28 protein-coding genes and 1 pseudogene are annotated in these 25,822 nt (G+C 72.1%); 17 read left to right on the forward strand and 12 right to left on the reverse strand.

The window, feature by feature from the left end; translation table 11 throughout:
- Positions 1-8: 8 nt before the first annotated feature.
- The 4 genes from ACFWJB_RS08280 (at position 9) to ACFWJB_RS08295 (ending at position 3,154) form a co-directional block, all read left to right on the forward strand.
- On the forward strand, positions 9-836 hold the full coding sequence (locus tag ACFWJB_RS08280) for an alpha/beta fold hydrolase (RefSeq protein ID WP_385457338.1): 828 nt from the start codon (positions 9-11) through the stop codon (positions 834-836).
- Positions 837-1,034: 198 nt separating this feature from the next.
- On the forward strand, positions 1,035-1,397 hold the full coding sequence (locus tag ACFWJB_RS08285; protein ID WP_384034395.1) for a MarR family winged helix-turn-helix transcriptional regulator: 363 nt from the start codon (positions 1,035-1,037) through the stop codon (positions 1,395-1,397).
- A complete protein-coding gene (locus tag ACFWJB_RS08290) occupies positions 1,394-2,827 on the forward strand; it encodes an MFS transporter (RefSeq protein ID WP_385457340.1) in 1,434 nt (477 codons plus the stop codon). Before ACFWJB_RS08285 ends, ACFWJB_RS08290 begins: the two co-directional genes overlap by 4 nt.
- 33 nt (positions 2,828-2,860) lie before the next feature.
- Entirely contained in the window at positions 2,861-3,154 is a 294-nt protein-coding gene (locus ACFWJB_RS08295) for a DUF1330 domain-containing protein (protein WP_385457342.1), read from the forward strand.
- A gap of 19 nt (positions 3,155-3,173) precedes the next feature.
- Here the strand turns inward: ACFWJB_RS08295 and ACFWJB_RS08300 are convergent, their stop codons facing one another.
- Positions 3,174-3,725 carry a GNAT family N-acetyltransferase gene (locus ACFWJB_RS08300; RefSeq protein ID WP_385457343.1) on the reverse strand — a complete coding sequence of 184 codons (552 nt, stop codon included), beginning with the start codon at positions 3,723-3,725 and terminating at the stop codon, positions 3,174-3,176.
- Between the two features lie 82 nt (positions 3,726-3,807).
- Positions 3,808-5,187, reverse strand: a complete 1,380-nt coding sequence (locus tag ACFWJB_RS08305; protein ID WP_385457345.1) for an APC family permease — start codon at positions 5,185-5,187, stop codon at positions 3,808-3,810.
- A 339-nt stretch (positions 5,188-5,526) separates the two neighbouring features.
- On the opposite strand from ACFWJB_RS08305, the gene ACFWJB_RS08310 reads away from it, so the two are divergent.
- The 8 genes and pseudogenes from ACFWJB_RS08310 to ACFWJB_RS08345 form a co-directional block, all read left to right on the forward strand.
- Complete coding sequence (locus ACFWJB_RS08310; protein ID WP_386921045.1) at positions 5,527-6,441, forward strand: YceI family protein; 915 nt, start codon at positions 5,527-5,529, stop codon at positions 6,439-6,441.
- A 68-nt stretch (positions 6,442-6,509) separates the two neighbouring features.
- On the forward strand, positions 6,510-7,112 hold the full coding sequence (locus tag ACFWJB_RS08315; protein ID WP_386921047.1) for an HD domain-containing protein: 603 nt from the start codon (positions 6,510-6,512) through the stop codon (positions 7,110-7,112).
- A gap of 216 nt (positions 7,113-7,328) precedes the next feature.
- Entirely contained in the window at positions 7,329-8,618 is a 1,290-nt protein-coding gene (locus ACFWJB_RS08320; RefSeq protein ID WP_386921049.1) for an MFS transporter, read from the forward strand.
- Positions 8,619-8,726: 108 nt separating this feature from the next.
- Positions 8,727-9,557 (forward strand): ammonia-dependent NAD(+) synthetase, encoded by an 831-nt coding sequence (nadE, locus tag ACFWJB_RS08325; RefSeq protein ID WP_385457353.1) that lies wholly within the window; start codon positions 8,727-8,729, stop codon positions 9,555-9,557.
- Positions 9,558-9,779: 222 nt separating this feature from the next.
- Positions 9,780-10,385 carry a GPP34 family phosphoprotein gene (locus tag ACFWJB_RS08330; RefSeq protein WP_386921051.1) on the forward strand — a complete coding sequence of 202 codons (606 nt, stop codon included), beginning with the start codon at positions 9,780-9,782 and terminating at the stop codon, positions 10,383-10,385.
- Positions 10,386-10,770: 385 nt separating this feature from the next.
- Positions 10,771-10,908, forward strand: coding sequence for a hypothetical protein (locus ACFWJB_RS08335; RefSeq protein WP_385457357.1), 138 nt, complete (start codon positions 10,771-10,773; stop codon positions 10,906-10,908).
- A 226-nt stretch (positions 10,909-11,134) separates the two neighbouring features.
- Positions 11,135-11,692 (forward strand): YceI family protein, encoded by a 558-nt coding sequence (locus ACFWJB_RS08340; protein WP_386921053.1) that lies wholly within the window; start codon positions 11,135-11,137, stop codon positions 11,690-11,692.
- 63 nt (positions 11,693-11,755) lie between these two features.
- Positions 11,756-11,941, forward strand: a pseudogene (locus tag ACFWJB_RS08345) (alpha/beta hydrolase fold domain-containing protein); the annotation flags it as partial.
- A 2-nt stretch (positions 11,942-11,943) separates the two neighbouring features.
- Here ACFWJB_RS08345 and ACFWJB_RS08350 read toward each other — a convergent pair.
- From ACFWJB_RS08350 to ACFWJB_RS08370, 5 genes are all read right to left on the reverse strand, one after another.
- Entirely contained in the window at positions 11,944-13,617 is a 1,674-nt protein-coding gene (locus tag ACFWJB_RS08350; RefSeq protein ID WP_386921055.1) for a cation acetate symporter, read from the reverse strand.
- A complete protein-coding gene (locus tag ACFWJB_RS08355) occupies positions 13,614-13,865 on the reverse strand; it encodes a DUF485 domain-containing protein (RefSeq protein WP_386921057.1) in 252 nt (83 codons plus the stop codon). Before ACFWJB_RS08355 ends, ACFWJB_RS08350 begins: the two co-directional genes overlap by 4 nt.
- Positions 13,866-14,322: 457 nt before the next feature.
- Positions 14,323-14,910: a hypothetical protein gene (locus ACFWJB_RS08360; protein ID WP_386921059.1), complete on the reverse strand. Its 588-nt coding sequence runs from the start codon at positions 14,908-14,910 to the stop codon at positions 14,323-14,325.
- A 262-nt stretch (positions 14,911-15,172) separates the two neighbouring features.
- The gene (locus ACFWJB_RS08365) at positions 15,173-16,135 is read right to left on the reverse strand and encodes a hypothetical protein (protein WP_386921061.1); all 963 of its coding nucleotides are present in this window, start codon (positions 16,133-16,135) and stop codon (positions 15,173-15,175) included.
- A gap of 101 nt (positions 16,136-16,236) precedes the next feature.
- Positions 16,237-16,959 (reverse strand): VOC family protein, encoded by a 723-nt coding sequence (locus ACFWJB_RS08370; RefSeq protein WP_386921063.1) that lies wholly within the window; start codon positions 16,957-16,959, stop codon positions 16,237-16,239.
- A 234-nt stretch (positions 16,960-17,193) separates the two neighbouring features.
- Between ACFWJB_RS08370 and ACFWJB_RS08375 the strand changes: the two genes are divergently transcribed.
- Together ACFWJB_RS08375 and ACFWJB_RS08380 are read left to right on the forward strand one after the other, a co-directional pair.
- Positions 17,194-19,146, forward strand: coding sequence for an APC family permease (locus ACFWJB_RS08375; RefSeq protein ID WP_386921065.1), 1,953 nt, complete (start codon positions 17,194-17,196; stop codon positions 19,144-19,146).
- 136 nt (positions 19,147-19,282) lie between these two features.
- Positions 19,283-19,777, forward strand: coding sequence for a hypothetical protein (locus ACFWJB_RS08380; protein ID WP_385457373.1), 495 nt, complete (start codon positions 19,283-19,285; stop codon positions 19,775-19,777).
- A gap of 72 nt (positions 19,778-19,849) precedes the next feature.
- On the opposite strand, the gene ACFWJB_RS08385 is transcribed toward ACFWJB_RS08380, so the two are convergent.
- The 4 genes from ACFWJB_RS08385 to ACFWJB_RS08400 all read right to left on the reverse strand — a co-directional run bounded on the left by ACFWJB_RS08385 (position 19,850) and on the right by ACFWJB_RS08400 (position 23,117).
- A complete protein-coding gene (locus ACFWJB_RS08385) occupies positions 19,850-20,572 on the reverse strand; it encodes a dienelactone hydrolase family protein (protein ID WP_386921067.1) in 723 nt (240 codons plus the stop codon).
- Positions 20,573-20,801: 229 nt separating this feature from the next.
- Positions 20,802-21,800 (reverse strand): aldo/keto reductase family protein, encoded by a 999-nt coding sequence (locus tag ACFWJB_RS08390; RefSeq protein WP_386921069.1) that lies wholly within the window; start codon positions 21,798-21,800, stop codon positions 20,802-20,804.
- Positions 21,801-22,001: 201 nt separating this feature from the next.
- Positions 22,002-22,583: a TMEM165/GDT1 family protein gene (locus tag ACFWJB_RS08395; protein WP_386921071.1), complete on the reverse strand. Its 582-nt coding sequence runs from the start codon at positions 22,581-22,583 to the stop codon at positions 22,002-22,004.
- 324 nt (positions 22,584-22,907) lie between these two features.
- Positions 22,908-23,117, reverse strand: a complete 210-nt coding sequence (locus tag ACFWJB_RS08400; RefSeq protein WP_385457378.1) for a hypothetical protein — start codon at positions 23,115-23,117, stop codon at positions 22,908-22,910.
- Positions 23,118-23,284: 167 nt separating this feature from the next.
- Between ACFWJB_RS08400 and ACFWJB_RS08405 the strand changes: the two genes are divergently transcribed.
- Together ACFWJB_RS08405 and ACFWJB_RS08410 are read left to right on the forward strand one after the other, a co-directional pair.
- Entirely contained in the window at positions 23,285-23,719 is a 435-nt protein-coding gene (locus ACFWJB_RS08405) for a hypothetical protein (protein WP_385457380.1), read from the forward strand.
- Between the two features lie 74 nt (positions 23,720-23,793).
- Entirely contained in the window at positions 23,794-24,345 is a 552-nt protein-coding gene (locus tag ACFWJB_RS08410; protein ID WP_386921074.1) for a YciI family protein, read from the forward strand.
- Between the two features lie 17 nt (positions 24,346-24,362).
- Here the strand turns inward: ACFWJB_RS08410 and ACFWJB_RS08415 are convergent, their stop codons facing one another.
- A complete protein-coding gene (locus tag ACFWJB_RS08415; RefSeq protein WP_386921076.1) occupies positions 24,363-25,250 on the reverse strand; it encodes a LysR family transcriptional regulator in 888 nt (295 codons plus the stop codon).
- Between the two features lie 151 nt (positions 25,251-25,401).
- Between ACFWJB_RS08415 and ACFWJB_RS08420 the strand changes: the two genes are divergently transcribed.
- Entirely contained in the window at positions 25,402-25,791 is a 390-nt protein-coding gene (locus ACFWJB_RS08420) for a VOC family protein (RefSeq protein WP_385457386.1), read from the forward strand.
- The last annotated feature ends 31 nt before the right edge of the window (positions 25,792-25,822 follow it).

The raw sequence follows: 25,822 nt of genomic DNA on the forward strand, positions 1-25,822 counted from the left end.
GACACGCAATGCCGATCTGCACGACGCGAGACGGTGTCGAGATCTTCTACAAGGACTGGGGGCGTGGCCGTCCGGTGGTGTTCATCCACGGCTGGCCGCTCAACGGTGACGCGTGGCAGGACCAGCTGAAGGCCGTCGCCGACGCCGGTTACCGCGGGATCGCGCACGACCGGCGCGGTCACGGCCGTTCGACGCCGGTGTACGACGGCTACGACTTCGACACCTTCGCCGACGACCTGAACGACCTGATCACCGGCCTCGACCTGCGGGACGTGACGCTCGTGGCGCACTCGATGGGCGGCGGCGAACTCGCCCGCTACATCGGCCGCCACGGCACCGGGCGAATCCGCTCCGCCGTCCTGCTGTCCGCCATCCCACCGCTGATGCTGCAGGGCCCGGACAACCCCGAAGGCGTCCCGCAGTCCGTCTTCGACGACATCAAGGCCGGGATCCTCAAGGAGCGTTCCCAGTTCTGGAAGGACACCGCGGTCGGTTTCTTCTCCGCCAACCGCGAGGGCGACAAGGTCACCCAGGGCAACAAGGACGCCTTCTGGTACATGGCCATGGCGCAGACCATCGAAGGCGGTGTCGACTGCGTCGACGCCTTCGGCACGACGGACTTCCACGAGGACCTCAAGAAGTTCGACGTCCCGACACTCGTCGTGCACGGCGACGACGACCAGGTGGTCCCGATCGACGCCACCGGCCGCAAGTCCGCTCAGCTGATCGCGGACGCCGAGCTGAAGGTCTACGAGGGCGGCTCGCACGGCATCGCCCTGGTGCCGGGCGACAAGGAACGCTTCAACCAGGATCTGCTGGAGTTCCTCAAGCGGTGACCTGCCTGTCCGCCGTCCGCCAGGTCCTGGACGGCGCCGCGGGGTGGTGCTGGGCGGAAGCATTTACATAAACTATGAATATAAAAGTGTTATGCTTCGAGCATGAGTCGTCAAGACACCGCTCCTGGCGCGTCCGCCGCCATCGGCGCAGCCCTCTACAGCCTGGCCACCAGGGCCGCGAGACGCCTGCCCCGGGACATGAGCCTGACGTCCGCCGCCACCCTGGCCACCCTGGACCGGACCGGCCCGCGGCGCATCACCGATCTGGCCGCGGTCGAAGGCGTCACCCAGCCCGCGATGACCGCCCTGGTCCGGGTGATGGAGGAGTCCGGCCTGGTCGAGCGGCGGGGCGACGCGTCCGACAAGCGGGTCACGCTGGTGTGCCTGACCGAGGCCGGCGCCTCCTACGTCCGGACGCGGCACCAGGCGGGCGTCCACGCGTTCGAGCGGTTGATCGGCGAGCTCACCGGCGACGAGATCGAGGCGCTGGTGGCGGCCCTTCCGGCCCTGAAGCACCTGGCGGAGCTCGAGAGCCAGGACCGCGAAGGGCCGAAGCAGTGACCGGGCAGCCGGTAGGCGGGGTCGCGGCGAAGGCGTTCCCGGCGGCGCGTTCCGAAGCGCGGCTGCTGGTCCCCGCCCTGATGTTCATCGCTCTGGTCGTGGCGGCCGTCGGCAGCCTCGGGGCGCCGCTCATCACCAGCGTGGCGACCTCGTTCCACGTCTCGCTCGGCAGCGCGCAGTGGACGCTGACCGTCGCGCTGCTCAGCGGCGCCGTCGCCACGCCGGTCCTGGGCCGGCTCGGAGCCGGCCCGCACCGGCGGGCCACGATCCTCGCCACGCTGGCGGTCGTCGTCGCCGGCAGCGCGCTCACCGTGCTGCCGCTGCCGTTCGCGTGGCTGCTGGCCGGCAGAGCGGCCCAGGGCGTCGGGCTCGGGCTGACGGCGTTGATGATGGGCGTGGCCCGGGACCACCTCCCCGAGGAGCGCGGCGCGGCCGTGATCGCCCTGATCTCGGTGGTCTCGATCATCGGGGTCGGCGTCGGCTACCCGCTGGCCGCGCTGCTCGCCGAGCTCGGCGGGGTACGGGCCGCCTACGGCCTCGGCCTGGTCGTCACCGCCGCCGCGCTCCTGACCGCGTGGCGCTCCATGCCCGAAGCCCCCGAAGGCCGCTCCGCCCACGTGGACGTGGCAGGCGCTGTCGTCCTGGCCGCCGCGCTGCTCCTGGTGCTGTTCCTCGCCGGCGAACGGAACCTGTGGAGCCGGCACAGCGCCGTGGCGGCGGGCCTCGCCGTCGTCGCGGTGGTGCTGCTCTGCGTCTGGGCCGTCGTCGAGCTGCGCAGCACGACGCCTCTGGTCGATGTGCGGGCGGTGCGGCACCCGGCGGTCGCCGGGGCGAACCTCGCCATGTTCGTCGGCGGGATCGGCATGTACCTCCTGCTCACGCTCATCACCCGGTACGCGCAGACGCCGCACGGCACCGGCTACGGCTTCGGGCTGACGACCTTCGTCGCCGGGCTGGTCCTCACCCCGTTCTCGGTGCTGGGGTTCGTCGCCGGCAAGCTCACGCCGCGGGTCCGGACGCGGATCTCCGACCCCCTGCTCCTGGCCGGCAGCGCCGTCGTGGTCGGCGGTGGGTTCGCCCTGTTCGCGGCGGCCCGGTCGGACCTGGCCGAACTGTTCACGGCGATGGGCGTGCTCGGCTTCGGCGTCGGCGGCTTCTCGGCCGCGATGCCCGGCGTCATCCTGGCCGTCACCCCCAGGAGCGAGACGTCGAGCGCCATGAGCTTCAACTACGTCGTCCGCAGCGTCGGGTACTCCCTGGGCAGCGCCATCGGCGGGCTGATCCTCGCCGCGGGCACCGGCCCCGGCCACCTCTTCCCCGACGACAGCGCCTACACCACCGCGGCGCTGGTCGGCATCGGCGCCATGGCGATCACGACGCTGACGAGCCTCACTCTCGCCCGCCGACGCTCGTCCGGGACCAACCCGTAAGTCGGTTGCACTCATCCCCACACTGGAGGTTCCGTGCCCAAGGGCTACTGGGTCAGCGTCTACCGCACCATTTCGGACCCCGAGAAGCTGGCTGCCTACAACAAGCTGGCCGGTCCGGCCGTCAAGGCGGGGGGCGGCCGGACCCTCGTCCGCGGTGGTCGGGTCGTGGCGCATGACGCCGGAATCGCCGAGCGCACCGTCCTGGTCGAGTTCGACAGCTTCGAGCAGGCCGTCGCGGCGCACGGGAGTGCGGCCTACCAGGAGGCGCTGGCCGCCCTCTCCGACGGAGTCGAGCGCGACTTCCGCATCGTCGAGGGCATCGACTGACCGAGGTCCGGTCGGATCCTCACCGAAGCCAGTCCCTCGGGTCCGGCTTCCAGTCCGGGGCGAGGAGTCCGAGGACCACCTCGTCCAGGAACTCGCCCATCACCCAGGCCGAGGAGCGCAGCACGCCCTCGCGGACGAACCCGTTGCGCTCGGCGGAGCGCAGCATCGCGGCGTTGTCCGACAGGGTCTCGATCTGCAGCCTCCGCAGGCCGCGCACGGTGAACCCGTAGTGGCACAGCACCGCGACCACGTCGGTGCCGTAGCCCTTGCCGCGGCAGGACGGCAGCAGCCCCAAGCCGATGTGCGCGGACCGGTTGTGCAGGTCGATGCCCCACAGATTCGCGGTGCCGACCAGCGTGCCGCCGTCCAGCTCCACCACCGAGAAGGGGACGTGCCCCTCCTCGTCGTCGTCCACCACCAGCCGCGGGTCCTTCGCACCCGGCGTGATCGGCCGCCACGGCCGGCCTCCGGCGCGCGAGGAGTTGACCACGTCGTCGTAGAGCTCGGTCCGCAGGACCGGGATGTCCGCCTCGTGCCGGGCCCGCAGCCCGACCTTGCCCCCTCGTAGCATGCGAGCTTCCTATCCGATCGGGCCGGCCGGCGGCAATGCATTTGGCGGCCGGCCCCCGGCTCGGCACCCCACGGGGCAGCGGTTACCTGGGGTCGGGCTCCCGGGCGGTGCCGGTGGCCCGGGAGGTCTCCTCGCCGTTCGGGTGCTTGCTTCGCCGGGCCGCGCCGAGTGCGGCGAGCACCGCACCGACGGCGACGACCACCAGGCCGCGCAGCCACACCTCGGCCTCGATCTGCGTGGCCAGCACGACGCAGGACGCGGCACCCAGCACGGGCAGCACGGTCGGCGTCCGGAAGTGGTCGGCGCCGCCCGGGTCGCGGCGCAGGACGAGCACGGCGGTGTTGACCATGAAGAAGACCACGAGCAGCAGCAGGACCAGGGTGGACGCCAGGGTGGCGACGCTGCCGGTGAGCGCGAGCAGCATCGACAGCAGGGTCGTCACCGCGATCGCGGCCCACGGTGTCCGGCGGCCGGGCAGCACCTTGGCCAGCCCGGCGGGCAGGAGTCCGTCCCGGGCCATGCCGTAGGCCAGCCGGGAGGACATGATGCCGGTGAGCAGCGCGCCGTTGGCGACGGCGACGAGCGCGATGGCACTGAACAGGCGCGTCGGGACCCCTCCGGCGGCCTTCACGACCTCGAGCAGCGGGCCGCTCGACTCGGCCAGCCGTGAGGTCGGTACGGCCGCGGACGCGGCGACGCCCACCAGGACGTACACGGCCCCCGCGGTGGCCAGGGCGCCGAACAGGGCGCGGGGGTAGGAACGCCGCGGGTCGCGGGTCTCCTCGGCGACGTTCACGGACGTCTCGAACCCGACGAAGGAGTAGTACGCCAGCACGGAGCCGCTCAGCACCGCCGCCGCGGCCCCCTTCTCCGGCGTGCCGAGCTGGACGAGGCGTCCCGCGTCGCCGTCGCCGCGCAGCAGCAGCCACCCGCCGAGGACGACGATGACGACCAGGCCGCCCACCTCGATGACGGTGGCGACGACGTTGGCGCGGGTCGACTCGGTGATGCCGCGGGCGTTGACCAGCGCGAGCAGGGCGAGGAAGAGGACGGCGACGACCCCCACCGGAAGCGTCACGAAGGCGGACAGGTAGTCGCCCCCGAAGCCCCGGGCGAGGGCCGCCACGGAGACGATGCCGGCGGCGAGCATGCAGAACCCGGCGATGAACCCGGCGAACGGCCCGAAGGCCAGCGTGGCGTAGTGGGAGGCCCCGCCCGCCCGCGGGTACTTCGTCGCCAGTTCCGCGTAGGACGCGGCCGTCAGCAGTGCCAGCAGCAGCGCGACGACGAGCGGCACCCACACCGCTCCCCCGGTGTCGGAGGCCACCTGCCCCACGAGGACGTACACGCCGGCGCCGAGGACGTCGCCCAGGATGAAGAAGTACAGCAGCGGGGTGGTCAGCGCGCGCTTGAGCGCGGGACCCGATACGTCCGCCGACGGTTGTGTTCCGACATTCGCCATGTCGCCTCATGTCCCCCGAATACGGAAGACCACGCTCACGGTACCTCCCACGGTGCGCGGCCTTCCTCCGTGTTCTTCGCCACAGCACCACTGCAAATTCCCGGGTCCGGAGCGCGGAGATTCACCGCATTGCAGCACTGTTGTACGCCGCTTCTTCGGCCTTGGGACGGTTCTGCCAGCTCATGCCCCCTGAGTAACCGTGCCCGAGGCGACGGCTTTATGATCGTTAACGAACTGCCGCGTCACGCCCGCGCCCCCTTCCGGAGGGTTCTTGACGACCGCGAACGCAGGAGGTCGAGCGGGACGCGTCAGTGACACGCGTGATGAAAGGTGAACTCCATGGCCCTCGGGCTGCTCCGACGCCGGCGTTCCCGCGGCTCGTCCGATGCCACGCCGAGCCTGTCGGTCCCCCTGCCGCCCGGCGCGGGGGGTTTCGGTTTCGAGGTCGTCGACCCCATGGGACAGCCCATGGGCGGAGCCGACGTCACGGTGACCGCCGTGGACAGCCACCGCGTGGCGACCCACGGGACCACGGACCCGAACGGCTTCTTCGTGGCGACGCTGCCACCCGGCTCCTACAGCGTGATGACGGTGGCCGAGGGCCTGGCGCCGGCCCGCGAGAACCTCGACATCACCGCCGGAGTGGCACTTCCTCCCGTGCGTGTCGCGCTGGAGTCCGCCCGCCAACTGGAACTGCCGACGGCCGGCACCTGGCTGTTCGACCCCCCGCACACCGCGATCCGCTTCATCGCCAAGCACGTGGGCATGGCCCATGTGCACGGCCGCTTCACCCGCTTCCAGGGCGGTATCCGCGTCGCGCCGAACATGGCAGACTCCCACGTCTCGGTGCGCATCGACGCCTCGAGTCTCACCACGGGCAACAACACCCGCGACAACCACCTGCGTTCCGCGGACTTCCTCGACGTCGAGCGGTATCCGTACATCGACTTCACCAGCACCCGGTTCGCCTACCGCGGCGGCTCCAAGTGGACGCTGCACGGCACGCTCACCATGCACGGCACCAGCCGCTCCGTCGGTCTCGACACGACCTACCTCGGGACGGTGAACGGCGGCTACGACCAGGAACTGCGGTGCGCGGCGCTCGCCAAGGCGGAACTCCACCGGGAGGACTTCACCCTCAACTGGCGTTCCATGCTGGCCCGCGGCATCGCGGTGGTCGGGCCGACCGTCCAACTGGAGCTGGACGTGCAGGCGATGTACCGCACCCACGACACCCCCACGCCCCCGGAGTAGGCGACGGTGGCCGGGGATCCGCCGGGCGGCCTCGTCGTCGTCATCGAAGAGGTTGTTAGGCTCCCCCGGTGAGGATTCCGGGAACCGAAGAGATCCGTGCGCTGCACCGGAAGTACGCCCCGACCACCGAGGCGTTCGATCTCGTGCACACCCACTGCGAGATCGTCTGGAGCGTCGCCGAGCAGCTCCTCGCCGCGCCCCGCCTCGGTCACCTGGACGCCGAACTGGTCCGCGCCGGCTGCCTGTTGCACGACATCGGCGTCTACCGCCTGTACGGGGACGACGGACGGCTGGACCACGGCAACTACATCCGGCACGGGCTGCTCGGCCACGGGATCCTGGAGGACGAGGGCTTCCCGGAGGCGCTGCGCCGCTTCTGCTCCCACCACACGGGAGTGGGGGTCACCAAGGAGGACGTCGTGAGCCAGGGCCTTCCCCTGCCCGTCGCCGACTACCTGGCGGTGACGGACGAGGAGCGGCTCGTCATGTACGCGGACAAGTTCCACAGCAAGTCCAGGCCCACGGCGTTCCTCACCGCGGACGAGTACGCCTCCCAGGTGCGCCGCTTCGGTGCGGAGAAGGTCACCGCGTTCCAGGCCCTGCGCACGGAGTTCGGCGATCCCGACCTGTCCGTGCCGCCGCCGCGCGGCGCGATGCCCGCCCGGCCGTGACCGCCGTCGGCTACCGTACGGCGCACGGAGTCACTCACGAGGAGTCGAGACATGGTCGGTCGTCCGAGCGCGCGTTGACGTTGTGGGCCGTGACCGGCCTGTCATCGCGTGCTGCCCTCGATGCGCGGCACAGCGAGCCCTCCCCGCCCGAACACCGCCGGCACACCGTTCAGGTGCCGGCGGCGGGCCTCGTCGTCGGCCACCCGAGGGACTCCCGTGCCGTCCGCTTCCTCCGCCGTACCCGATTCCGTCGATCCCGTGCCGTCGAGCCTGTGGCGGGACGCCGACTTCCGCAGGCTCTGGCTGGGTCAGACAGCCTCTCAGCTCGGTGAACACACGAGTCTGGTCGTCCTGCCGCTCCTCGCGGTCCTGACATTCGACGCCAGTGCCGGTCAGCTGGGCGTCCTCCGCGCGGTGGGCCAGGCGCCGGTGCTGCTGCTCTCGCTCGTCGCCGGCGCGTGGGTGGACGGGTGGCGGACCCGGACGACCATGGTGCTCGCGGACGCCGGCCGGGCTCTGGCGCTGGGCGCCGCCGCATCGGCCTGTGTCCTCGGCCTCATGGTCCTGCCCGGCCTGCTCGTGCTGGCCTTCGCCGTCGGAACGCTGTCCGTGTTCTTCGACGTGGCCTACCAGACGTCTCTGGTGCGCATGGTGGAACGCGACCGGCTCGTGCGGGGCAACAGCGCACTGGAGGGCAGCCGGTCCGCGGCACAGGTCGGGGGTCCCGCTCTCGGCGGTGCGTTGGTGTCGCTGCTGTCGGCACCGGTCGCTGTCGCCTCCGGTGCACTGTTCTTCGCGCTGTCGTTCCTGTCGATCCGGCGCATCCGCCGGTCCGAAGCGGTCCCGGGACGCGCGGAGCACGCGCCCCGGGTCCGGCGCCGCGTTCGCGAGGGCCTGCGCTTCGTGGCCGGCGACCCCGCGCTGCGGACCGTGTGCCTGGCCTCGGCCGTCTTCCAGTTCTCCTTCGCGGCCGTGACGACCGTCCAGCTTCTCTTCCTGCCGCGGGAACTGCACCTGTCGGGCACGGTCGTCGGGCTCGCGCTCGCGGCGGTGGGGCCGGGGGCGCTGGTCGGCTCGGTGCTGGCCGCGCGGCTGCCGAGCCGGTTCGGTCACGGCGTCGTGCTCGTGTGGGCGGCGGTGCTCGGCGACGGCGCGTTCCTGTGTGTGGCGGCGCTGCACGGCTCGTCGGCCGTGACGGTCACCGCGCTCGTCGCGGTCGGCTTCGTGTTCGGGCTCGGCGGCCAGTTGGTGAACGTCACGCTCATGGCCGTCCGGCAGGCCGTCACTCCGGACGGGATGCAGGGCCGGGTGGCCGCGACGATCACGTTCGCCGGCATGGGGACGGCGCCGCTGGGTTCGCTGGCCGGCGGGTTCCTCGCGGCGGAGTGGGGGCTGCGCACGAGTCTCCTCGTGACGGCCGCGGGCATGATGCTCTCCCCGGCGGTGATGGCCTTCTCCCCGCTCGCCCGCCTGGGCCGTGAACTTCCGGAACCGGGCCGCCCATGACGCGGTTCACCGCCCGAGCGGCCTGCGCCTGACGCGGCCCCCATGCCGGTGGGGGCGTCTGGGTAGGCTGGGAACGGCAGCACAACGCGAACGAGATCAGGAGCAGACGTGAGCGAGCCGGCGCCCATCGCCCAGCAGCAGCAGATCGCCAGGGAACTCCACGTGGCAGAGAAATTCGACGCCGAGCAGGAGATCGAGCGCCGGGTGGCCTTCCTCGCCGAGCGGCTCACCTCCACCGGTCTGCGGTCCCTCGTCCTCGGGATCAGCGGTGGAGTGGACTCCACGGCCGCGGGCCGCCTGTGCCAGCTCGCCGTCGAGCGGGCCCGCGCCGCCGGCCACGAGGCGCGATTCTACGCGATGCGGCTGCCCTACGGCGCCCAGGCCGACGAGCACGACGCGCAGCTCGCGCTCTCCTTCATCCAGGCCGACCATGTGCTGACCGTCGACGTCAAGCCCGCGAGCGACGCCGCGCTGGAGGCCGCGGTGACCGCCGACGTCGCCTTCCGCGACGCCCACCACCAGGACTTCGTCCTCGGCAACATCAAGGCCCGGCAGCGCATGATCGCCCAGTACGCGGTGGCGGGGGCGCACGACGGCCTGGTCGTCGGTACCGACCACGCCGCCGAGGCCGTCTCCGGTTTCTTCACGAAGTTCGGCGACGGCGCCGCCGACCTGGTGCCGCTGACCGGCCTGACCAAGCGCCGGGTGCGCGCCCTCGCCGACGCGCTGGGCGCTCCCTCCGAGCTGGTGCGGAAGACGCCGACGGCCGACCTGGAGACCCTCGCCCCGGGCAAGGCCGACGAGGACGCCCTCGGAGTCGCCTACGACGACATCGACGACTTCCTGGAGGGCAAGCCGGTGGACGAGGCGGTCTTCAAGAAGATCGTCGCGCGCTACCACCTCACCGAGCACAAGCGTCAGCTGCCCATCGCCCCCTGAGGGAGCGGGTGTCACCGCCCGCCGGGTGTCCGCCCGGCGGGCGGTGGGGCCGGATGCCGGTGCCGGTCGCGACGCCGACCTGACGGCGGATCAGCACCGCGGTGACCGGGGCCGTACGTAAGCTGGGATTGCCACGATCCCCACGCCCAGCCGGCGTGACGGAGGCGATGGCCTGGGTTACCGCTGCCGCCCCCTACTGCGCATCCGGTTACGGAGTCCGATATGACCACACCCATGGACCTGCTGATCGTCACCTTGGAAACCGCCTCCGACCGCCCTGTGGAGAGGGGCGATCTCTCGCTGGCGCTCGCGGGGGCGGAACTCGTCGACCTGCTCGGCGCCGGAGCCGTCACTCTGCACGGCGACCGCATCGTGCCCGGCACGCAGCGGGGCATGGACGATCGTCTGCTGGACGAGGCGGAGTCGTCGCTCGACCGGGTGGCGCCGTACGAGTCCGTCGAGGATTGGCTGTGGCGCCGGGGCCGCGGCCTGTCCGAGGCGTATCGCGCCACGCTGGACGCGGAAGGGGACGACACCCGGCAACGGCGCGGCTGGCTTCGCCGCAGGTCCGACCGGCAGACTCCGGTCGACTCGCCGGCCCGGCGCCACGCGGCCGAGCGCTGGAGGTCGGGCGAGCCGGTCCTCTCCGGCCTCGCCGCCGTCGTGGGGGTGCACGACGAGCCGGTCGGCGACTTCGAGGGTTTCGACGCCGACGCGCTCGTGACGGTTCTGGCCGCCGTCGAGGACGCGGTGACGGAACTCGCGGGGGTACGGCAACAGCGGCAGATCGAAGAGGCGGCCTTCGACAACATCTGGCGAGCGCCGTGACGTCGTGCGGCGCACGGCGGCGGACCACTCCCCCGGCCCCGGGGCGCGGCCGTCCGGGGGTTTGACCGACGACACGCCACGCCAAAGTGCGCGCGGCATGCATCACGGCGGGATCATCCGAGGTAGAGAAGGGCGGCGACGCCCAACCCGAATCAGCAGATCGTCAAGTGCGCGACCTGCAGCGCGTGTTCCCGAGCTGCGTCGAAGCCCGTCCCTCCGTGACCGAGGCGCCGGTACCCAGCCCCGAAGCGTGTGTTCCCTGCTCCTCCTGTTCCGTTCGACGTCGCCCCCTCCGGCACCGGCCTACGACTCTCGAGCACCGCGGTCCCGAGAGCGCGGACCGGGCCCTGGCCCCACGTCAGTACGCACGAAGGGGAGGTACGCAATGCGCGAGTGGAAGGTGTGGCGGAGGTTTCGCAGGAGCTGCGTCATCGTGGCGGCCGGCATGACGGCCACGTACTGGACGCTGCGCACCGTGCAGGCCGGGATCGACCTGTACGGGTCCGTCGGCCACTGGGTGTGACGGCCCGGGAAGCCGACGGGTGACCCGGCAGTGGGGTCCCGGAGGGAAGGGACGCCGAACGGGGCCCCGCTGTGGAGACGACTCAACCGATGGCTCGAAATCACCGGTCAGAGTGCACTCCGGGAGCAGTTCGCGCGTCCGGGCGAGCCGGGGACGCGCGACGGCCTAGCGTGCTTCGGGAACGTTCCGGACGACCGCCGCCGTGATCCGACCTTCAAGGAGAACCATGACCACGCCCGCCGGCCACGCCGACCTCACCGGGGACTACGTCCTCGACCCCGCCCACACCCGTATCGGTTTCGTGGCCCGCCACGCCATGGTGACCAAGGTCCGCGGGGCGTTCCACGAGTTCGAGGGCACCGCCCATCTGGACGGCGCCGAACCGGCCCGCTCCACCGCTCACGTGGTGATCAAGACCCAGAGCATCGACACCGGCGTCGAGCAGCGCGACGAGCACCTGCGCACCAACGACTTCCTCGACGCCCCCAACTTCCCCGACATCACCTTCCGCACCACCTCGGTCGAGCCGCGCTCCGGCACCGAGTACCGCGTCACCGGGGACCTCACCATCAAGGACACCACCCGGCCGGTCACCATCGACTTCGAATACACGGGCAACGCCGTCGACCCCTTCGGCAACCAGCGCGTCGGCCTGGAGGGATCGGTGACGATCTCCCGCAAGGACTTCGGCGTGACCTGGAACGCGGCCCTTGAAGGCGGCGGCGTGCTGGTCGGCGACAAGATCGTCCTGGAGTTCGACATCTCCGCGATCAAACAGGGGTAGGCGGAGCGCGGCCTGGCGAGAGGGGCGAGTTCGTCGGTTCGCCCGGGCAGGCCGCGCGAGCGGCTGCAGGCTGCGGTGCTGTTCTACCCGGTCACCGACGCGAGCTTCGACACCGCCTCCTACCACCAGTTCGCCGAGGGCTACTTCCTGCGCCGCGACGGCATGCAGTGGTTCCGGGACCAGTACACGACCGACGAGAGCGAGCGCGCCCAGATCACCGCCTCCCCGCTGCGCACCACCACCGAGCAAACCTAGGGCTTGTCCCGCCCATCACGTACGGAACGGGACATCGCGGTGGTCTCGTCCGGGCTCCATTCCGGCCGGCGCCTCGGTGGGCCGGCGAGGATGCGGTGCTCGACGGCGGCGTACCTTTCGCGCTCGCGCCGTGCGCCGCGGCGGCCGCCCAGGAGGGTGCCCAGCCAGCCGAACGCGAAGCCCAACGGCACCGACACCAGGGCGGTCGTCGTGAACGGGAACCAGTCGAAGTCGGCCTCCGGGAAGGCCGAGGTCGGCGAACCGGAGACCAGCCGGGTGCCCGACATGAGCACCAGGACGGTGAACGAACCGCCGATCAGCGTGCACAGCAGACCGGTACGGCTGAAACGGCGCCAGAACAGCGAGTACACCAGGGCCGGGGCGATGGCCGAGGCGCCCATGCAGAACGACAGCGTCGCGAGCGGCTGCAGGCTGCGGTGCTGGAAGAGGGCCGCCAGCAGGACCACCGGTACGCCGACGACGAGCGCCGAGACGCGTGCCAGGGTCATCTCGCGCGGCGGCGCCATGCCGGCGGGACGGGAGGCCGCGACGTCGTGCGCCAGCGAGTTGGCGCAGGCGAGCGTCATGCCGGCCACCGACGCGAGCAGGGTGAGGAAGACCGCCGTCGTGACCGTGCTGAACAGCAGGCTCTCCGCGCGGGACACCTCGGGCCCGAACGCGGCCCGCGCGCCCAGCAGATAGGCGGTGCTGCCGCGCGGGTCGGCCGCGGTGATCCGCTGCCGGCCGACGAGCGCCGTGGCGCCGATGCCTATGACGGTGATCACCAGCATGAACAGGGCGACCGCCGACACCGCCCAGGACATGGTGCGCCTCACCTGCCGGGCACTGCCCGCGGTGTACATGCGCATGGTGACGTGCGGCAGACAGGCGCCGCCCAGCACGATGGCGACCTGGGTGCTGACCATGTCGGCCGCGGGGTGCGGCCCGTCCGCGAACTGCAGTCCGTAGCGCAGGAACGCCTCACCTGCGCCGCTGCGCCGTGCGGCCGTGTCGACCATCGTCCCCGGGTGCCAGCCGAAGGTGTGGAGGATGAGCACGGCGACCACGAGACCGGAGCCGAGGAGGATCACCGTCTTGAGGATCTGGATCAGTGCGGTGCCCTTCATCCCGCCCAGGGCCGCGTAACTGATCATGAGCGTTCCCGCCCCGACGATGCAGCCCGTCTTCAGGACGCTGCCGGAGAAGCCCAGGATGAACGCCAGCAGCTGTCCCACGCCCGCCAGTTGCACGATCATCATCGGCATCAGCGCCAGCAGGGTCACGGCGCAGGCGGTGACGCGCACGGACCGGCCCGCCGTGCGCCGGCCCAGCGCGTCGCCCATCGTGAAGCGGCCCGTGTTGTGCAGGGGTTCGGCGAGCAGGACCATCAGCAGCAGCAGGGACAGCAGCGTGCTGAGGGCCAGTACGACACCGTCGTAGCCGCACAGCGCGATGACGCCGCCGATGGTGAGCACGGTCGCCGCGGAGATGTAGTCGCCGGCGACGGCCAGGCCGTTGCGCATCGGGGACAGCGAACGGTAGCCGGTGTAGAACTCCTCCAGGTCGTCGCGGCCGGGGCCGGTGACCACGCACAGCAGCAGCGTGACGGTGACGACGCTGCAGAAGGCGACGAGGGACCAGGACTGCGCGGAGCCGCCGAGTTCCGTCATCCGCGCGGCTTCCCGTCACCGTCGTCCGGACGTGCGTACCGGCCGACTCTCCGGGCCAGGGGATCGACGTACCGTCGCGCCGTGTACTCGAACAGGACGACTGCCAGCCAGGTCACCGGAACCTGCACCAGGGCGAGCAGCAGTCCCGTGGGCAGACCGCCGAGGACGGGGCGCGCCATCAGGGCGGGGGCTTCGACGGTGAGCGTGAGGAAGACGGCGAAGTATCCGAGGGCGACGACGGTGGCCACCCTCCGCTGCCATCGGGCGGCGCGGCGCAGTACTCGCAGCGCGCGATGGTAGCCGTAGGCCGAACCACGACGGGCCCCGCCTACCGGTCGCTCGTCGGCCGGTGGGAGCTGAACCGGCAGGTACGAGGAGGCGGAGGGGGCCCGTCCGTTCTGCTGTCGTAAGGGTGGTGACTCGGAGCGGTCGTGGGACATCTCGAACTCCTGGGGCGGCCGGGGCCCGACGTGCACGGACCGCGCGAGGGTGGGGGCGGTTCGGGTCTCCGCACGCTATGCGGGCGGTCGGCCCACGCGGAGGGTTTTCCGTCGAACTTCGCGGGGCGGCCCGGGGCGCCGTCGCCCTCGGTCGTTGCCCGTGGTGCTGCTGTGCCGCCGGTGTCCTGAGGGGCCGGCGGCGACTCCCCCCGCACACTGTCGATCCCCAGTTCGTCGTACATATGCTCGGACTCCTGTCCACTGCTCAGCGGAGATCGATCAGCCGGTGCAGCGGGGTGCCGTACGCCCAACGCCTCAGCAGTCTGCCGTCCATCAGGCGGGTGTTCTCCTCGGCCCGCGCCCACCGGACGTCGCGCCCGGTGAAGGTGCCGCGGTGCACGACCAGCCGGAGCCGTGGCGGGAGGTCCCCGCGGTGTGCCGGGGCGGGCGGGGGGTCCTCGTCCGGGAGCGGCTCGGCCACCGGGCGGAACGCGACCTCCAGCCGGTGCCCGCGGTCGTGGCGGGCCCGCACTCGCGGCCGGATGCCGTCGTCTGCCGCCCGCCGCACGGCCCAGCCGTCCCGGCGGAGCATGCGGCACACGGCCAGCGCGAGGCCGTCGGTGTCGAGCTCCGCGATCTCCTGCGGCGTGTAGTACCCGCGGCGGCGCCGGGTCAGCGGCCGACGGCGCCGGACGACCACCGGTACGACGACCACCCCGAGGGCGAGCACGGCCAGCGGCACCGCCGGGCCGAGGAAGCGGTAGGCCACCACGAGGCCGGTGAACGCGCCGCACGCCGTGAGGACCGTTCCGGCCAGCGCCGGAAGTACCTCCCGCAGCTCGGGTCCGTACATGCCGCCGGCTCTCAGCAGGCGCACCGCCCGGCGTCGCCGCGCTCTCCTGGACTCCTGGACTCCGGTTCCCGGACGGCACCATGTCACGGGCCAGTTCCCCCCAACCCCGCGCACGCACGCGTGGACGAGGCATACCCGAGGTGCCAGGGACGCATCCCCGAGGGGGCGGCTTTCGGACAGGCCTCCCGACGCGTGCGCGGCACACGGCTGTTCCCGGCGAGCGCCCTGCCGCCGGGCGGGAGACGGTGAGGACCATGAACCGTCACCGACGCCCACCCCGGCGGGCCCCCTGGATCGCCGGCGGCGCCGCCGTGCTCGTCCTCGGTGGCGTCGGCGTGTGGGCGTGGGTGGCGCAGAACGGCGGTACGCCGAGTCCGGCGCCGTCGGCCTCGGCCGACCTCTCTCTGCCGACCCTGGCTCCGCTGCCGTCCCCGTCGTCCTCGTCGTCGACGCCCGAGACGTCGAGCACGGCGCGGCCGAGACAGCCCCGTGCCTCGAACCCCGCCCCGAAGACGCCGGCCGGTCCCCGGCCGCCGGCACCGGCCAGCGACCAGGCATCGCGTTCCCGGGGCGCCGTCGCCCCGTCGGCCGCGCGGACACCCGGGGCGGTGCCCGTCCCCTCCCCCGCGTCTTCGCGGACCGGGACAGCCCCGCGCCGGGAGCCGACGCCGCCGCGATCGCGTACCAGCGCCGGTCCGACGCCGTCGCGATCAGGTACCAGCGCCGCCCCGACCGCCCCACGATCGCGGACGACCACTCCGACGGCCCCGCGTCCCAGCACCACCACCGCCCCGACGCCCCGGAGGACGGCCGCCCCGTCCGCAGCGTCCTCGCGGGCCGGGACCAGCCCACGGCCGCCGCGGACGCCGTCGCCTCCCAGGACCACCACCGCTCCGGAGACCGGGCTGACACCGAAAATCACGCCCAGTTCCCCCGCGGCGCCGTCCTCCCGGGCGAGGGCGACCCCCACGCGCTCCGCAGCACCGGCCTCGCGCGGCACGGTGCCGCCCCCCGCCCGGGGTACGGCATCACCGCCCAGATCGCCGGCGTCGTCGGTCACCCGCGCACCGAAGCCGAAGCCGACGCCGAGACACCCGGCCTCCCCCGCACCGAAGCCGAGCGCCGGCGGGACGGCGACGACGACGTGGTACACGTCCCCGGCCGCGGTGGCCGCCGCCCGGCGGATGGCCGCCGCGGGAGTGGTGGGCGACCCCGCCTGCTCCATGGCTTCCGTCGGACGGCCGGACCCGGTACTGCTTCCTCGCACCGGCCGCATCGGCCTCGGACAGAGCGGCCGCTACACGTGCCTCATCGCCTGAGGCCGGGCTACCGGGACCTCCGCACGAAGAACTCGTTGCCGTCGGGGTCGAGCAGGAGCGCCCGGCCGCCGGCGCTCTCGCCGGTGCCGGTGCGCGTCGCGCCGAGCGAGACCAGGCGGGCGGCCTCCGCCTCCCAGTCGGCGCCGGCGGGGAGCGCCAGCTCAAAGCACAGCCTGTTCGTGCCCTTCTTCGGCGCCACCGGCGGACCACCCCAGGTGATCTTCGTACCGCCGCCCGGTGACTGGATCGCGGTCTCCTGGTCCTGGTCCCAGACCAGGGGCCACCGCAGCGCCTTGCTCCAGAAGTAGCCGACCTCCTGCGTACCGTCGCAGGCCAGCGCTCCGACGAAGCCGGTGTCGGCGAGGAACCCGTTGCCGGCCTCGATGACGCAGAACTCGTTGCCGTCCGGATCGGCGAGCACCACGTGTCCCTCTTCGGGGAGTTGACCCACGTCGATGTGCTTCCCGCCGAGCTCGAGTGCCCTGGCCACGGTCCGCCGCTGATCCTCCGGCGAGGTGCTCGTCAGGTCGAAGTGCGCGCGGTTCTGGCCGTTCTTGGGCTCCTGGCCCGGCAGGAAGAGGATGCGGAACCCGGTGGGATCGGGCGGCACGACCGCGACGTCGCCGTCCGGATCGTCGGCCCGCTCCCAGCCCAGGACCCCGGACCAGAACCGCGCCAGGTCCGAGGGTCGGGTCGCGTGGAAACAGATCGCGGACAGTCGACTGGTCATACCCCGTGCATCTCCGATCCACCAACGACGGCACGGGGCTTCGCGTCCCCCGCGAGCGCAGCCTAGGGTGGCCGGTCGGTACCCGCATCCGAGTTTCCGCCGCGGGGCCCCGGCCGCTCCGCCGACCTGCCGCCGCCGGGTCCCGGGCCGGCGCCCTCCCCCGCTCGCCGCAGCCTTCGGACCTGCCGGTGGTGTCTGCCCGGTCCCTGGGCGAACGCCCGCTTGGATGGCGGCATGACCCTCGACCGGCCCGCGTACCGCGTCAAGCGACGCCTCCTCGGCGAACCGCTCACCACCGAGCACGTCAGCGACGAGAAGCTGACCAACCGGACGGCGCTCGGGGTGCTCGCCTCCGACTGCATCAGCTCGTCGGCGTACGGCTCCGAGGAGATGCTCCGCGTCCTCGTCCCGGTCGTCGGGGTCGCGGCCTTCACCATGATCCTGCCGTTGACCGGCGCGATCCTGCTGGTCCTGCTGCTCCTGACCCTCTGCTACAGCGACGTGGTCACGCTCTACACCCGGGCCGGCGGCTCCTACGTGGTCGCCCGGGAGAACTTCGGGCCGAACGTCGCGCAGGTCGCCGCGGTGGCGCTGCTCGTCGACTACATCGTGACCGTCGCCGTCCAGGTCTCGGCCGGCACCAACGCCCTCATCTCGCTCGCCCACCTGGCCGGCAACGGCTGGACGGGCCTGGACCACCTGCAGCTGCCGGTCTCCGTGGCGGTGATTCTCCTGCTCGCGTACGGCAATCTCCGCGGAGTGCGCGAGGCGGGCCGGATGTTCGCGCTGCCCGCCTATCTGTTCATGGCCGCCATCGGTCTCGTCCTCCTCGTCGCGACCGTACGCGGGCTCACGGGCGAGCTGCCGCACGCCGACCTGGAGGCCCCCGGAGTCGTCCCCCTGGGGAGTCCCGGCGACGGGTGGCTCCAAGGGGCGTCCCTGTTCATCGTGCTGCGCTCCTTCGCCAACGGCGGCTCGTCCCTCACCGGGCTCGAAGCGATCTCGAACGGCATCTCCGCCTTCCGCGAACCGCAGGGCCGCAACGCCCGGCACACCCTCGTCGCCATGAGCTGCGTGCTCGCCGTCCTGGTCCTGGGCGTGTCCACCCTGGCGCACTACACGCACGCCGTCCCCTACACCGACGGCACCCCGACCGTCATCGCGCAGGAGGCACGGCTCGCCTTCGGGGCGGGACCGCTGGGGACGGCCGGACTGGTCCTCGTCCAGCTCGCGACCGCGCTGGTGCTCTACACCGGCGCCAACACCCCGTTCACCGGTTTCCCGTTTCTGGCCAGCTTCGTCGCGGAGGACCGGTTCCTGCCGCGGGTACTGACCCGGCGCGGGCACCGGCTCGCCTTCTCCAACGGCATCATCGCGCTGACCGCCGTCTCGCTGGCTCTGCTGCTCGTCACGGGCGCCAACGTGGACAGGCTGGTGGCCCTGTACGCGATCGGCGTGTTCACCGCGTTCACCATGGCGGGCTCCGGTCTCACGGCCTACCACCTGCGTCGGCGTGAGCCAATGCGCCGGGTGAAGATCACGGTGAACGCGCTGGCGGCGGTCATCTCCGCGGCCGTGGTGCTGATCTTCGCGGTGACCAAGTTCACCGAGGGCGCCTGGCTGGTCGTGGTGATCTTTCCACTCGGTGTCTGGGCGCTGGTGCGGATCAACCGCGAGTACCGGCACGAGACCGCCGCGCTGCAACGGCTGCCTGCCCACGGAGACCGCCCGCGGTCCCGCCGCCACCGTGTTCTCGTCCTCGTCGAGACGCTGGACCTGGCCACGCTGAAGGCCCTGCGCTACGCCCATGAGCTGCGGCCCGACAGCGTCCTGGCGGTGCACTTCGCCATCGACGAGGCGCACGCGCATCGGTTGTCCGACGCGTGGGAGTCGACGTCCGCGACCTCGGTGCCTCTGGAGCTGGTGGCGTGCCCGGACCGCCGGCTGCGTCACGCGATGCGGGAGCTGGCCGTCCGTACCACGCAGGACGGGGACACCTCGCTGACCGTGCTCGTGCCCCGCCGGATGTACGCCAACGCCCTGGGCAAGCTCCTCCACCGGGGTACCGGCGAGGCGATGGCCAGGACGCTGGAGCAGTTGCCGCACGTCGCGGTGACCATCCTGCCGTTCGACGCGTCACGCGCTCTGAAGACGCTGGAGTCCGGCCGGACGCCCGGGCTGGACTGACTCGACCCGAACGTCCGGCTCTCCGCGTGCCCGGCCGTTGTGCTGGAGGAGTGCTCTTGGCCGGAGCCCCGGGGGCTTCCCGGTGCCGGCGGGAAGGCATACCGGGCCCCGTCGCACCGACCCCCGGAGCCCTCTGATGAAGCGCACCATCCCGACCGCGACCTGCGCCGCCGCCGTACTGCTCGCCGCCGTCCTCACGGGCTGCTCCGACAGCTCCGCCGGCTCCTCCGGGGCGGGCTACGGCACGACCTCGAACTCGGACACGAAGCAGGCCACCGTCGACACGAAGAAGGCGGGTGACCTCGGCACCATCCTCGTCGACGACAAGGACCGCACCCTCTACCTGTTCCTCGCCGACAAGAAGAACAAGTCGAACTGCGACGGTGACTGCGCCAAGGCGTGGCCGCCGCTGCTCACCAAGGGCGCGGCCAAGGCCGGCAAGGGGGTGGACGACAAGCTGCTCGACACCGCCAAGCGCTCCGACGGCGCCGAGCAGGTCACCTACAACGGCCACCCCCTCTACTACTACGCCGGTGACTCCAAGCCGGGGCAGACCAACGGCCAGGGCCTCGACCAGTTCGGCGCCGTCTGGTACGTGCTGAACGCCAAGGGCAAGCAGGTCGGAGGCTGAGCCCGGGGTACGGCCGGTACGGCGGTCTGGCCGACGGCTCTTACCGGATGCTGTCCGCCGGACGGCGCGGGCTCACTTCAGGTGGCGGTCCAGGAAGCGGCACCCGTCCTCCAGCTCGAACGCCGGCGTGCCGGTGTGTCCGCCCAGGTTGGCGTGCAGTGTCTTCTCCTTGCTGCCGAACGCGTCGTACAGCTCCAGGGCGTCCTGCCGGGAGTTCCCTTCGTCGTCCCACTGCAGCAGGAACAGCAGCGGGACGGTGATCTGCCGGGCCTCCTCGCGCTGGGCGCGGGGCACGTATCCCCCGGCGAAGAAGCTCGCGGCCGTGATGCGCGGTTCGGCCACCGCCAGCCGGATACCGAGGGCGGTCCACCCTCCGGCGTAGCCGACCGGGCCGCCGATCCCGGGCAGCTCGAGGAGGGCGTCCAGAGCGGTGCGCCATTCCGGGACCGCGTTCTCGACGAGCGGGCCGATGAAGGACTCGAAGATCTCGTCGACCGGCTCGCCGGCCCGCATCGCCCGCCGGAGGTCGGCGCGGGCCTGTTCGTCGGCGGCGGAACGGGGCCGGTCACCGCACCCGGCGGCGTCGATGGTGGCCACCGCGTAGCCGCGTTGCGCGGTGTACCGGGCCCGGGCGACCAGCCGGGGTTCCGCCTTGGGCAGGCCGTTGTTGTGGGCCATCAGGACCAGCGGGGCCGGTGCGGTCCCGGGCGTCCACAGGGTGCCGGGGATGTCGCCGAGCGTGAATTCGCGCTCGAGGACGCCCCCGTCGAGGCGCAGTTCGGAAGTGAAGCGCATGGTCGTGCCTTTCGGGAGTGCTGCTGAACGGCGCTCCCGGACGACCTACCGCCCGACCGTGACCCCTGAGGGGAGCACCCATGTCGATACTGCGTTCACGGGTACCACCTCCTCGATCTCTCGCACGGCCTCCCGGAGGTTAGCAACGGCCGCCGTGGTCCGCCAGCTGTTTTCCGGGGAGGCCGCGCACCACCCGAGCGCGAGGGCCCACTGATCCCAAGCCGGCCGGTCAGCGGTGTTTGACGCCGGTCCGGGCGGCGGGGGCGAGGGTGGGTTCGGTGACGGGGGCGTCACCGAGGGCCCGGTCGACGGCCGCCAGCACGTCGGCGGAGAGGGTCGCACCGGACGCCGCGGCGTTGCTGTGCACCTGCTCGGGGCGTGAGGCGCCGGTGATCGCGGAGGCGACCTCGGTACGGCGCAGGATCCAGGCGAGGGCGAGGGTCGGCAGACTCATGCCGGCTTCTTCCGCGATGGGGACGAGGCGCTGAACGGCCTCCAGGGTGGCGTCGCTGTAGACGAGGTCCTGGGACACGGCCATGTCCGCCGAGGCGAACCGGCTGCCCTCCGGCACGGGCTGCCCCGGCTTGTACTTGCCGGTGAGAACCCCCTGGGCGAGCGGGGACCACACGATCTGGGAGATGCCGTTGTCCGCGCACAGGCCGAAGACCTGGGCCTCGGGGGCCTGCCACAGCATCGAGTACTGCGGCTGGGAGGAGACGAACAGGTCGGGTCCGGCGATGTCGATGCCGGCCTGGATCTGTTCGGGGGTCCACTCGCTGAAGCCGACGTAGCGGGCCTTGCCCTGCTCGACGACCTTGCGGAACGCCTCGACGGTGTCCTCGATCGGCACCGTGGGGTCGAAGCGGTGCGCCTGGTACAGATCGACGTGGTCGGTCTTCAGGCGGGTGAGGGAGGCGTCGATCTGCTTGGCGATCTGGGCCGGGGACAGACCCTGGTCGGCCGGGTCGTCCGACATGGGGAAGTAGACCTTGGTGGCCAGGATGTAGGAGTCGCGGGGATGGGCCGAGAGGATCTCGCCCCAGGCCGTCTCGGCGGCTCCCTGACCGTAGACGTTGGCGGTGTCGAAGAAGTTGATGCCGGCGTCGAAGGCCGCCTCGGTGCAGGCGCGGGTGGCGTCGGCCTCGACGCCGCCGGAGTAGGTCAGCCACGAGCCCAGCGAGATCTCCGAGACCTCCAGGTCCGAGCTGCCCAGCTTTCGGTACTGCATGATCGCTCCTTCCTCGGGACGGTGTGAGTACCCCGAAAGCCCGGAGTACCGCGCTCCGGGAGCAGAGCGGCACCGCCGGGCATGGACGCCCGGCGGGCCGGCGGGAGCGGCAGGTGCCGTTCCCGCTCGGCCCCGGGAGGGCGCCCCTGCCGAGCCCGGCTCCCCCGGGGGAGTGGCGGGCAGGCGCGCGATCGGCGCGTTCTAGCCGGTGAAGGCTTCGACGAGCGTCCACAGAGCCAGGGCGGCCATGCACAGGCCTCCGAAACGCTGGACGGTCTTCAGCGGGACACGCTTGGCGATGAACCGGCCGGCGAGCAGGGCGAGGGCCGAGACGGACATCAGGGCCGCGGCGGAGCCGATGGCGGTGGGCAGCCAGCCGTTGGTGGCGGCGAGGTTGGCGGTGGTGATCTGGGTGAGGTCACCCCACTCGCTGATGAAGACGGCCATGAAGGCGGTCGTGTAGACCGGCCAGAAGCCCGTTACGGTCTTCGCTCCGTCCTCGTCGTCGTCGTCGCCGCCACTGCGCAGCAGGACGACGGCACCGAAGGCGAAGAGGGCGGCGGAGACCAGCTTGACCGCCATGCCCGGAAGCAGGCTCAGGAGACTGCCGGCGCCGACGGCGATGGCCACGTGGACGATGAACGCGGTCGAGGTACCGAACCACACGTACAGGGGCCTCATGCGGGTGCCCATGGCCAGGGAGGCGAACATCGTCTTGTCCGGTAGTTCGGCAAGGAAGATCAGCCCGAAGGCAGTGAGGATCGCCAGGGGGTCGAAGGTCATCCTGGTGCTTTCTGCTGGGCCGGGCCGCCGGTTCACGCAGCACCTGGGCGGGCGGCGAGAACCAGTTCGGCCCGGTACGACGGATCAGCCCGCACGGATGTGCGGACATGGTGGTCATACAGGCCGAAGGTCTCGTCCGCCGCGGCACGGGTGCCGGGGCCCGATGGCCGGGACAGGCAGGCTGTCCAGTGTGTCGACCAGCGGTATTGCGGGACTACTCCCCTTCGCAGCCCCCGACCTTACACGCTCGCACCCGCCCCGCGGCAACCGCCGCAGGCACCGGCCGCCGCCCGGAGGGTGCCGTAGGCCCGCCGCAGGGGCGCGCTACGTCCGGACCGTCCATACTCCCGGGCCGCCACCGCGCCACTCGATCAGGTCCGACGAGACCACGTCGATGTCCTCCAGACCGGCCCGGCGGAGGAACTCCTCCACGTCCCGCAGGTCGTAGGCGAGCCCGAGGATCTCCCCGTCCGCACGGACCCTGCGTCCGCCGCTCGGCGACGGCCGCCCGACCACCACAGGACGCCTGCCCATGACTCCATGGTCCACCCGTCGGGGCACCACCGCAGCTCGTCCCCGAGCACGTCGTCGACCGTCACCGGTGACGAGTCGCAGCGCGTCACGGGTCCGGGCACGTACGGCGGCGACGACGGGGCATACGGCTTTCCGAGCCTGAACGTCGCCGACCACTGGGAGCTCCCGTGCAGCCGAGCCTGTGCACCTTCCGCACCTGCAGTGCGGTCGCCGTCCTGCTTCTCGGATGTGCCGGTTACGCGGCCACCTTTCACCCCTTGCTGGCCGTGCCCGGCCTGCTGGGCGCGGCCCTCTTCGTCTGCTGTGCCGCCGATGCCCGCGCGGAGTACCGGCGGCAGATCGCGCGGGCACGGTGGGAGGAGCGGCTCGCCCGGCCCCAGCCGGAAGGACCACTGGCCGTCCCGGCACCGTGCTGCGCGTTCTGGCGGTCTGCGGACACGCTCGGGCACGGTCCCGAGTGCACCCGGTCCGCCGCGTATCCCCGCCCTGCCGTCCATGACTGCTGCGAGCGGTGGTGGACGTCGCTGGGCGAGCTGCACGACCGTTCCTGCCGCCGGGGCGCCGACGCGTCGGCCGACCGGGAGTCGGACGCACGGTCCTGACCGCGCCGTCACCCGCACCGCGCCGCGGGGAAACCCGCTCGCCCGGGTCGGCCCCCGGAGGGGATCCTTGGGCCATGGAGTTCCTCTGCTACCACCGCGACCGGCCCGGCTCCGCGGCCCTGCGCCACGAGTTGAACGAAGAGCACCTGTCCTACATGGACCGCTACGCGAAGGAGATGATCGCGCGGGGTCCGACGCTCGCCGACGACCTCGACACGCCCACGGGCAGCCTGCACATCGTGGACCTGCCCGACTCCGCCGCCGCCCGGGCGTTCGCCTTCGACGAGCCGAACTACCAGGCCGGTGCCTACCGGGACGTGCTGCTGCGGCGGTGGCGCAACATGCTGGGGCGCACCATGTGGGAGTTCCCCGGCGGCCGGACCGGCGGGAACCGTTACCTGGTGCTCGGCCTCGGTGCGGGAGAGGCGGCCGACCTCGCGGTGCCGCACGACCCGGACGAGCTGATCGCCTACGGGCCTCTGCTGTCCGACGACGGCGTCACCTGGCTGGGGACGGCGGCGCTGGTGCGGGCGCCCGACGCGCGGACGGCGCGCGCCGTCCTGACCCCGGACCGGTACGCCGGTGTCGAGGTGCACAACTGGGACTTCGGTGGGCGCCCCTCGTAGTCCCCACGGCCGGCGGGCTACGGCAGGGGGCGGGCGGCGCGCACGTCCAGCAGGGAGAGGAAGGCCGAGGCGGCGGGTGACGGGGGGACGCGTCGCCAGATCAGGTGTTCCGTCCGAACGGGTCCGTCGGCGACGACCACGCAGCGCAGCCCGTGCAGTTCGGTGGTGAACGCGGCGGGCAGCAGGGCGATGCCCAGTCCGTGGCGGACCATCCGGACCATCAGCTCGACCCCCGACACCTCGAAGGTGACCTCGCGCCGCAGGCCGGCCGCCGCGAACGCCCGGTCCGACTGGGCGCGGGCGGCGCTGCCCTCGGCGAAGTCCACGAACACCTCGTCGGCGAGGCGGTGCAGGTCCACCTCGTCCTCCGAGGCCAGCGGATGGTCCGGGGCGACCACGGCGACATGCCGGCCCTGGGCGAGTTCCCTGTCGTGGACGCCCTCGAGCCGGAACCCCGGCTGCAGGCCGAGGAAGGCCGCGTCGAGTGTGCCGTCGCGCACCTGCTCGACCAGGCCCTCGCTGGAGCCCGCGCGGAGACTGATCCGCACCTGGGGGTGGCGCCGGCGGTAGTCGCGGAGCAGTGCCGGGAGATCGACGGCCGCGACGGTGGGGATCGATCCGACGGTCAGCCTGCCCCGTATCTCGCCAGTCGCCGCCGCCACCTCCGCACGGGCACGCTCGGCCGCTTCCAGGGCCTCGCGGGCGGCCGGCAGGAACGCCACGCCCGCCGCGGTCAGCCGCACCCGCCGGCTGGTCCGCTCGAACAGCCGGGCTCCCAGTTCCTTCTCCAGCCGGGCGACCTGGTGGCTGAGCGCGGACTGGACGACGTGGCACCGTTCGGCGGCGCGGGTGAAGCTGGCCGTCTCCGCGACCGCGACGACGTAGCGCATCTGCTGGAGATCCATGCGTGGATCGTGACGCACGATGGATCGGATGACAAAGATGCGTTGGACCGCCGAACGACCGCTCCGCCATGCTGAAGGCCGGGCCGGACGGCAATGACCGGCCCCTCGCGGTCCCTCGGCGCCCCGGGCGCCTTCACCAGTGGAGACACCCATGCGCGTGATCGCCTTCGACCACCTCGTCCTCAACGTCGCCGACGTCGAGCGTTCGCTCGCCTTCTACACCGGCCCCCTTGGCCTGGAGCCCGTGCGGGCCGAGGAGTGGCGGGCCGGCAAGGCGCCCTTCCCCTCCGTGCGGGTGAGCCCCACCACCATCATCGACCTCGTCGAGGGTCCCGCCGACGGGCCGCGTGGGGCGAACGTCGACCACATCTGTCTGGTGGTCGAGCCCCTCGACTGGCAGCAGGTCGTCGACTCCGGCGTCTTCACCGTCCTTGACGGGCCCGGCGAGCGCTTCGGGGCCCGGGGCACCGCCGTGTCGCTCTACGTGGCGGACCCCGACGGCAACACCGTGGAACTGCGCTGGTACCCGCAGGACTCCTGAGGGCCGCGCGGCACATCACGAGTGACAGATC

This window comes from Streptomyces sp. NPDC127100 (assembly GCF_042724095.1).
GTDB lineage: Bacteria > Actinomycetota > Actinomycetes > Streptomycetales > Streptomycetaceae > Streptomyces.